The organism is Desulfococcus sp. (assembly GCF_041737845.1).
Lineage (GTDB): Bacteria > Desulfobacterota > Desulfobacteria > Desulfobacterales > Desulfococcaceae > Desulfococcus.
In genome coordinates, this window is the sequence record NZ_JBGSQX010000110.1 from 1 (window position 1) to 8,030 (window position 8,030).

The 8,030-nt window shown below is 62.4% G+C and carries 8 protein-coding genes; 5 read left to right on the plus strand and 3 right to left on the minus strand.

Annotated features, from left to right (window positions below):
- On the plus strand, positions 1-473 hold a 473-nt coding region (locus ACEW8N_RS12590; RefSeq protein WP_373500178.1), incomplete at its 5' end, for an electron transfer flavoprotein subunit alpha/FixB family protein.
- A 10-nt stretch (positions 474-483) separates the two neighbouring features.
- Here ACEW8N_RS12590 and ACEW8N_RS12595 read toward each other — a convergent pair.
- Positions 484-1,404, minus strand: a complete 921-nt coding sequence (locus ACEW8N_RS12595) for a DMT family transporter (RefSeq protein WP_373500179.1) — start codon at positions 1,402-1,404, stop codon at positions 484-486.
- 340 nt (positions 1,405-1,744) lie between these two features.
- Here ACEW8N_RS12595 and ACEW8N_RS12600 point away from each other — a divergent pair, with 340 nt between their 5' ends.
- From ACEW8N_RS12600 to ACEW8N_RS12615, 4 genes are all read left to right on the plus strand, one after another.
- Positions 1,745-2,770, plus strand: coding sequence for a cyclic nucleotide-binding domain-containing protein (locus ACEW8N_RS12600; protein ID WP_373500180.1), 1,026 nt, complete (start codon positions 1,745-1,747; stop codon positions 2,768-2,770).
- 212 nt (positions 2,771-2,982) lie between these two features.
- On the plus strand, positions 2,983-3,642 hold the full coding sequence (locus ACEW8N_RS12605) for an RNA polymerase sigma factor (RefSeq protein ID WP_373500181.1): 660 nt from the start codon (positions 2,983-2,985) through the stop codon (positions 3,640-3,642).
- Complete coding sequence (locus ACEW8N_RS12610) at positions 3,639-4,247, plus strand: zf-HC2 domain-containing protein (RefSeq protein ID WP_373500182.1); 609 nt, start codon at positions 3,639-3,641, stop codon at positions 4,245-4,247. The genes ACEW8N_RS12605 and ACEW8N_RS12610 overlap by 4 nt, the downstream gene beginning before the upstream one ends.
- The gene (locus ACEW8N_RS12615) at positions 4,237-4,671 is read left to right on the plus strand and encodes a DUF3106 domain-containing protein (protein ID WP_373500183.1); all 435 of its coding nucleotides are present in this window, start codon (positions 4,237-4,239) and stop codon (positions 4,669-4,671) included. The genes ACEW8N_RS12610 and ACEW8N_RS12615 overlap by 11 nt, the downstream gene beginning before the upstream one ends.
- On the opposite strand, the gene ACEW8N_RS12620 is transcribed toward ACEW8N_RS12615, so the two are convergent.
- The gene (locus ACEW8N_RS12620) at positions 4,658-7,081 is read right to left on the minus strand and encodes a response regulator (RefSeq protein WP_373500184.1); all 2,424 of its coding nucleotides are present in this window, start codon (positions 7,079-7,081) and stop codon (positions 4,658-4,660) included. The two genes, ACEW8N_RS12615 and ACEW8N_RS12620, sit on opposite strands and share 14 nt — an antisense overlap.
- Before the next feature lie 95 nt (positions 7,082-7,176).
- Positions 7,177-8,030: response regulator (locus tag ACEW8N_RS12625; protein ID WP_373500185.1), on the minus strand; the 854-nt coding region annotated here is incomplete at its 5' end.

The window sequence follows — 8,030 nt, forward strand, 5'->3', positions numbered from 1 at the left end:
CCGCGGCGGCCCATGTCCACGCCTGCCCGGCCCCTGTACCACCGGCCTCAGGGCTCACGGTCCTCGCGAGCAAGCCGGGCCAAGCCGGCACCGTCGATCTGGCCGAGGCCGACATCATCCTATCGGGCGGCCGGGGGATGAAAAACGGGGAGAACTTCAAGGTGCTCCAGGACTGCGCCCGGGCCATGGGGGCCGCCGTCGGCGCCTCCCGGGTCGCCGTGGACGAGGGGTGGGTGCCCTACACCTTCCAGGTCGGGCAGACCGGGACCAAGGTCAACCCCAAGGTCTATATCGCCTGCGGAATCTCGGGGTCCGTCCAGCATTTTGCGGGCATGAAGTCGTCGGGAATGATCATCGCCGTCAACAAGGACCCGGGCGCCGCCATCATCTCCAAGTGTGATTACTTCATCATCGGGGACCTCTTCGAGATCATCCCTCTCGTGACCCGGGAGCTTGCGGCCGGAGGCCGGTGAGGGCGGCGGTTCAGGGCCGGGCCTGCCGCGCCTTCCCGGAGGGGAAAACCTGGGGATAGAGCTGGGACACGATCATCCCGAAGAGCATGAGGCCGCAGCCCGCCAGGGCCCGCCCCGTCATCATCTCGTCCAGGATCAGCCACCCCCCCAGCGCCGCGAAGGGGGATTCCATGCACAGGATGATGGCGGCATGGGAGGGCCTGGCGTGCTTCTGGGCCACCACCTGCAGGGTATAGGCGATGCCCACCGACCCCAGCCCCCCGTAAAGGATGGCCGGGGCGGCCCCCTTGAGGCCCGTCACCGTTATGGTCTCGGTGGCGGCCGCCGCCGCAAAGCTCAGTCCCGAGCAGACCATGAACTGAATGAACGAGAGGCGCAGGGCGCTGATCTTCGGGGAGAACCATCCGATCAGCAGGACATGGCAGGCCCAGACCAGGGCGCCCAGGAGGATCAGGAAATCCCCGAAGGAGATGGTGAAGTGCTCGGTGACGCTCAGGAAATAGAGTCCCGTCGCTGCCAGAAGGGCGCCCAGCCAGGTGCCGGCATCGGTTCGCTGCCTCCAGGCGAGCCCGACAATGGGGACGAGCACCACGTAGAGCCCGGTGATGAAGCCGGCCTTTCCGGCGGTGGTGTAGATGATGCCCACCTGCTGGAGGGAGGCGCCGGCAAACAGGGCCGCCCCGGCCAGCACCCCGCCGGTTAAAAGGATCTTCGACCCCGACCGTGGGGCCGGGTGGACGATATCGTGATGGGGGCGTCCGGCCAGAATCATCACCGGAAGGAGGGACAGGCCTCCCAGGGCGAAGCGGACGGCGTTGAAGGTAAACGGGCCGACATGTTCCATGCCGATGCGCTGGGCCACAAACGCAACGCCCCAGATCGTCGCCGTCAGCATCAGGAGCATGTTCGATCGCAATGTCGGGGCGTCCATCGTCCTCCGGTTTCGGGGCGGATCCGCTCCGGCCGGCTGCCGCAGGGTCTACCCATGGTTTCGATTTGCCGCGCTTTTTTATCAGACAATCTTTCTTTTGACAACCGGACATTGACCCGATAAAAAAGACCCCGACGCCCCGCTTCATGTTTTATTGAATGTCGTTCTAAATATTTGACCCCTTCGATGCGATTCTGTAAACTGAGTCACTCCGGCGCAGTACGCCGTTTCCCCATCGGCCGGGGGTGGCGGCCGCGGCCCAGTTGCCGGCGCCCGGAGCGGCGCCGGCGTCTTGAGACGGTCCGACCCATGGAATTCATTGGGACATCCAAGGTGAGATATGAACTTTCCCGAGCTGCATTTCAAGATCATAGAGGACAATGACTGCCCTCTCTACAGTGAGGACGACGAATTCCGAATCTCCGGAACCGCCATGATTCACCCCGCCGAAAAGCCGGTATGCCTCATCCTCGTCGACGATTTCACCCGGCGCTTCCGTGACGTTGAAGAGGTCCGGGAGAAAGAAGCCTTTTACTGCAGCGGCTGCACCGGCCGCATCCGGATCGATTACCGCATCGATTTTTTCAGCAGGACCATGCTGCCGAAAAAAAAGAAGAACGATATGACCGCCGTTATCCATAAATTAAGGAAATTCGAGATATTCAAACCTCTCGAGAAGGCGGACATCGAGCATATCATCACCTTTCTGAAGATGAAGCGGTTCGGTGAAAACGATATCGTCATCCGAAAGGGGGAGCCCGGCCGCAATCTCTTCATCATCGTATCCGGCAGCGTGGCGGTCATCGAGGAAAACAACGTCAGCATCGCCACGCTTGGCGCCGGAGAGGTTTTCGGCGAGATGAGCCTTCTGAGCGGCAATCCCGTCGGCGCCACCATCCGGGTCGTGGAGCCGGCCAGGATTCTGTTTATCGGGCGGAGGGACTTTCAGCAGATCCTGAACAAATTTCCGTCCTTCCAGATGTATTTCTCACGTCTTCTGGTCAAACGGCTCGCCTTCCAGAACATCGCCCGGGCCGAGGAATTCTCCTCCGGGATGACGGGCAAGCTGAGTGAAATGCTCCCGGCCGAAATCTTCCAGTCCCTGAACAGCAACCAGAAAACCGGCGCGATCGAGATGGACCTTCCCCGGGGCGCCGCCCGGGTGTTTTTCCGGGACGGAGAGATCGTTCATGCGAGCTATGACAAGCGCGAGGGGACGAGCGCCTTCTTCGAGATTCTCAAGGAAAAGGAGGGGCGGTTCAAGTTCAAGCCTTTGCTGCCCGACGAGCACAAGGCCGATGAGTCCCTGGGCGACTTCATGTGGCTGCTCATGGAAGGCGTCCGGGTGGAAGATGAAACGGAATAGTTTTTCAGGTAAACCCTTTGGTCTTTTCATACGTCAAATTCTGTGAAATGGATCACAGACAGAGAGGGCCCAGGCGATGAGCGGTGCCGACGCCCGTGGAGCCGATCCCTGTACCGATCGAAGACACGGCTGCTGGCATTCATCCGACGCCTCATGACCAACGGAGCGCCCCGACATCGGACACCATGTGCCCCCTTGCGACACCCGCAGCCGTGAATTCAAACCGCTCAGGAGGACGGGCCGCCGACGGGGAAGGCTCCCGGCTGCCGACGGATGAAGCCCTGGTCCAGAAACTCCGTGAAGGCGATTCCGCGGCGGCTGAGGAATTGATCCGGCGCTACCGCCAGAAGGGTTTCGGCATCGCCTGCACCCTCTGCGACGGCGACCGGGATGCCGCCCTGGATTATACCCAGGAAGCCTTTGTCAAGGTGCTGGGAAGCATCGGATCCTTCCAGGGAAAATCATCCTTTTACACCTGGTTTTACCGGATTCTCGTGAACACGTGCCTGGATGGCCGAAGGAAGCGCACCCGGTGGGAACGGCTGATCCCCGGCCGGAAAAACCGGTCCCGCGATGACAGCGTTCCGGAACCGGGCGTCGAGGATTATCCGGCCCCGGAAGAGGCCGGCGACCCCTACACGGCGGTCCGCGGCGGCGACCTGGCCCGGGACCTGGACAAGGCGCTCGAAGCCCTTCCGGAAAAACAGCGGACGGTATTTCAGCTCAAGGTGCTTCACGGGATGGCCCTCTCGGAGATCGCCCGGATGACGGGGGCCGCCCAGGGAACGGTCAAAACCCACCTTTTCCGGGCGACCCGGGCGCTCAGGGAGGCGCTGAGCGACTGGCGGGAAGACAACGGAGCCGACAGATGAAACCTTGCGATACATACCAGGAAAGCCTTTGGCTGGATGCCCATGGCGAACTCGCGGAAGAGGCGCGGATCGACCTGGCCGGTCATCTTGCGTCATGCCCCGGGTGCCGGCATGAACAGCGCGCGCTTCGACATCTCATCCAGCAGGCCGCGGCCGTCCATCCGCCCCCGGCCCTGACGGCGGCCGAATCGGAGCGGCTTACGGAAAACATCCTGAGCGTGCTGGAAGCAAAGCATGTCCGGACCCCCTGGCGGCTGCCGTCATTTTTCACCCCGTCGCCGGGGTGGGTCCGCATGGCGGCCGGGGCCTGCATGATCGCCGCCGTCATCCTTGGCCTGCGGGTCGGCTTCCGGGTCGACTTCCGGGCCTTTCAGGAAACGGACGTGCCTTTCCAGACCGCCGCCGTCCCCAACCAGGAAGAGCGGATCCTCATCGAGGACCTGGAGGTGATCGAGAACCTCGACCTGCTGGAGGAGCTGGACGACCTCGAGAAGCTGGTCCGGATGACCGATGCGCCCGTCAACGGGGAATTTCCGACGGACAGAAAGGGGACGACTGACAAGGACCGGGTGTCGGGTGAAATGGAAGGGCGGCATGCGGCCTGACGCCGGAAGATGGATAGCCGCCATCCTGATCTGCCTCACGCTCTCTTTCCGGCCTCCCGGGGCGGCTTCGGCCGGAAATCGACATGCCGAAAAGGGCCTGTCCTCCCCCGTCCTCCTCGCAAAGGACGGCGGGAACAACCGGCGCCGCTACGAAAATCTCCCGCCCGATGAAAAAAACCGCCTCAAGAACAAGCTCCGCCAGTGGCAATCGCTGCCGCCGGAAGAGCAGCAGCGGATGCGAAAAAAAATGCAGCGGTTGAACCAGCTGCCGCCGGAGGACCAGAAGCGTTACCAGCAGCGCTTCAAACAGTGGCAGCAGCTTCCCCCGCAGGAGCAGCAGCAGATCAGGCGGCAGTTGAAGCACTGGGACAACCTCCCCCGCGAGGAAAAGGAGGCCATCCGTCGCCGGTTCAAGGAGCGGTGACCTGGACCGTCGAGATGAACCGCCTTACCTCCGCATAGGCTTCGGCCAGATCTTCGTAGGCTTCGTCGACCTTTTCCAGCCGGCCCTCCCGTCCCATCTCCTCCAGCCGCCCCGCGCAGTCGATGGACTTCTCGGCGGCAAGATATTTCAGGCTTCCCTTGAGTTTATGGGCGCTCCGTCGGATCTGATCGGGGTCCTTTTCCGCGACGGCCCTCCGGATCTCCCCCAGGGTCGCCAGGGAATTCACCATGAAATCCTTGAAGAAGCGCCCCAGAAGCTCCCGGTTGTCATTGAAGATCTCGAGGACGACCTTCATATCAACCGGGTCTCCTTCCGGCGGCAGGGGGAGGATGCCGAGGGGCGATGACGCCATGGCGGCCTTCAGGTCTTCAAGCGCCGTTTCCATCTTACGGATCAGCCCGGGCATGAGGGAATAGGCCGCATTCTGCCCGGCGGCCTCGATCTGGAAAGCGATCCTGTAGAGGGCCCGGGCGCCGATGGCCGACGACGTCCCCTTGAGGATGGCGCCCAGGGTTCGAATCCGTTCGGAGTTTTTGGCACGGGTGTGCTCCTTGAGCTTGCGGAGATGGGCGGGGGTCTTCTCCATGAAGCCCCGGATCAGGGCCTGGACCATCTCCTCGCGGTCTCCCAACTGCTCCCGAAGCCATTTTTCGTCGAATATCCCCGATGGATGCGGATCGCCGGACCGGGTACGGGGCTTCAGCATCGGCTCGATCATCCTTTCCAGCTCGTCGGCCCCGAAAGGCTTTGCCAGAATGGCATCTCCGCCCGCCTGGATGGCCTCTTCGGCAGCCCCCCCCGGTCCGGAGGCCACCAGACAGAGAACGGGGACGTCCGCGGATGTGGCCAAACCCCGGCTGCCGCGGATTCGGCGGATCATCTCATAGCCGTCCATTTCCGGCAGCATCATCTCCATGATGACCAGATCGTAGGAATGGTATTCCATGCGCAGCAACGCCTCTTCCCGGCTTTGAACCGGGTCGGCGTGATATCCCAGGTTCTTCAGCAGTCCGCAGCCGGCGGCCTGCATGGTGGGATCGGGCTCGATGAAGAGGATGCGGATGTTGTTCTTGCGGTTTTCCATCAGGGTGTGCCGGGTGATGATTTCCGGGGAATCGCCCCCAGGCGCCGCCCTGGACCGTCCCATCACCAGCCGCAGGCTGTCGATGAGCTGCCCGGGCTGGAGGGGTTTGAGGAGGTAGGCCGAAAATCCGATATCCTGAAGTTTCCGTGCGTCGCCCCGCCGGCCGATGACGGCGATCATCATCAGCCGGGTGTCCCGAATGCTCGGGTCCCGCTTGATTTTCTCCCCGATGGTTTCGCCGCTCATATCGGGCAGGGCCGTATCCACAAGGGCGATCTGGAATGGATCGCCCGATGAACGGGCCTTCCGGAGGGCATCGATGGCCCGCCATCCATCCGGGACACCTTCACAGCGGCAGCCCAAGGCCTTCAGTTGTCTTTCAAGGGTATTCCGATGGGTCAGGCTGTCGTCCACCACCAGGATCCGCAGGTCCGCCAGATCTTCCCCGGCCGCCGTCAGAATGCGGTCTTCCTCCGAGGGATGCTCCAGGCAGATCGTGAAATTGACGCTGCAGCCTTCCCCCAAGCGGCTTTCCAGACGGAGATGGCCGCCCATCCTCTCGCACAATTGCCTGGCGATGGAAAGCCCCAGGCCGGTCCGGATCGAAGGCCGGATCGCTTCCTGACCCGACGGGCTGAAGGAGGCAAAGAGCTGTTCCCGCCGGGACTCGGAAATGCCGATGCCGGTGTCCATGACCTCGAACGCCACGATGGCCTGGCTTCCGCATCCGGGCTGGACATCCACCAGGAGGGTGACTCCCCCCTCGGAGGTATACTTGATCGCGTTGTCGAGGAGGCTCGTCAGAATCTGCCGGATGCGGCCGGGGTCCCCATTGAACCGGGAGGGGACGTTCGGGCTGACGGCGCAATGGTAGGCCAGGAACTTTTCCGTGGCCCGGACCCGCATCTGCCGGCTGATATCCTGGAGCATCATCCGCAGATCGAAATCGATGGCGTCAATCGTCAGGGTCTCGGATTGGATCCGGGAAATATCGATGAGGTTGGTGAGCATGGTCATGAGTCGTTCCGAACTGTGCCGGACCATCTCGAGATAGGTGCTCTGCTCCAGCGTCAGGGCCGTCCCTTTCAGCAGGTCGATCATGCCGACGATTTCGCTCATCGGCTTCTGGACCTCCTGGCTGAGATAGGAGAAAAAATCCTCCCCGGCGGCCTCTCCCGTGAGGCGGCATACGGAGACTCGGTCTTCCATCTCCCTCCCCGCCGGCCCGGAGTCATTCATCCCCCCGTTTTCATCCAGGGGTTTTCTTGGGCGGCTGTCATCCGGCACCGGACTGGGCCTGTCCATGATTCACCTCCATTGTTCAACCGTTTCGATCCGCAAGGCGCCGCTGTGGATCCGCTTCACCGGCGGAAGTTGAAAAAGCGGCATCCGCAGTCCGGCTAGAGAATCCCGCTATCAGTCAACACTTTCTTCAGTTTGACAAAATCGGATTTGATCTGATCGATGCAGGCGGGGATCATCTGCATATCCCCGGTCCTGCCGGCATCCTCCACGACCATGGCGCTCCTCATGATGGCCGTCGCTCCGGCGGTGCTGGAGGAGCCCTTCATATTGTGGCCCACCCGGCGGATGCACTCCCCGTCCCGGCTTTCATAGGCCTGGGTCAATTCCGTGATCCGCTCCGGGAAACTCTCGACGAAGCTCCTCATGACGACCTGGATCAGATCGTCGCTGTTGTCGAGACGATCCCGGATGCCGGCTTCATCAAAAATGTTTTCGCTCTCCTGGACCGCCCCGTCCGTTCCGACGGCATCCGCACCTTCCGCAGCGTCGATATCATCACGTCCCAGATAGGTTTCGAGAAGCGTCGCCAGGTCCTGTTTCTTGACCGGCTTGGTCAGGTAGCCGTCCATTCCCACGGCCAGGCAGCGGTCCAGATCCCGCTGCATGGCGTGGGCGGTCATGGCGATGATCGGAACGTCCGGGTTCATCACCGGCGACTGGTCGCCCCGGATGGCCTTGGTAGCCTCATAGCCGTCCATCACCGGCATTTCCATGTCCATGAGGACCAGTCGGTAGTCCTTCTTCTCCAGCGCCTCGATGGCCTCCTGGCCGTTTTGGGCCAGATCCGCCGCATACCCCAGGCTTTTCAACAGCCCCAGGCTGACAAGCTGGATCGTCTCGTTGTCTTCGACGAGCAGGATGGCGCTGCCGGCCGGGCCGGCCCCTTCTCGGGCCGGACGAACCGGTTTGCGCCGGGGTGCTGCGGCCAAATCGGCGGCCGCCCCCGGAG

What these genes read in the sequence shown, in the direction of transcription:
- ACEW8N_RS12595 (WP_373500179.1), bottom strand. Translation starts at nt 1,404, where the DNA reads ATGGACGCCCCGACATTGCGATCGAACATGCTCCTGATGCTGACGGCG.
- ACEW8N_RS12600 (WP_373500180.1), top strand. Translation starts at nt 1,745, where the DNA reads ATGAACTTTCCCGAGCTGCATTTCAAGATCATAGAGGACAATGACTGC.
- ACEW8N_RS12610 (WP_373500182.1), top strand. Translation starts at nt 3,639, where the DNA reads ATGAAACCTTGCGATACATACCAGGAAAGCCTTTGGCTGGATGCCCAT.
- ACEW8N_RS12615 (WP_373500183.1), top strand. Translation starts at nt 4,237, where the DNA reads ATGCGGCCTGACGCCGGAAGATGGATAGCCGCCATCCTGATCTGCCTC.
- ACEW8N_RS12620 (WP_373500184.1), bottom strand. Translation starts at nt 7,081, where the DNA reads ATGGACAGGCCCAGTCCGGTGCCGGATGACAGCCGCCCAAGAAAACCC.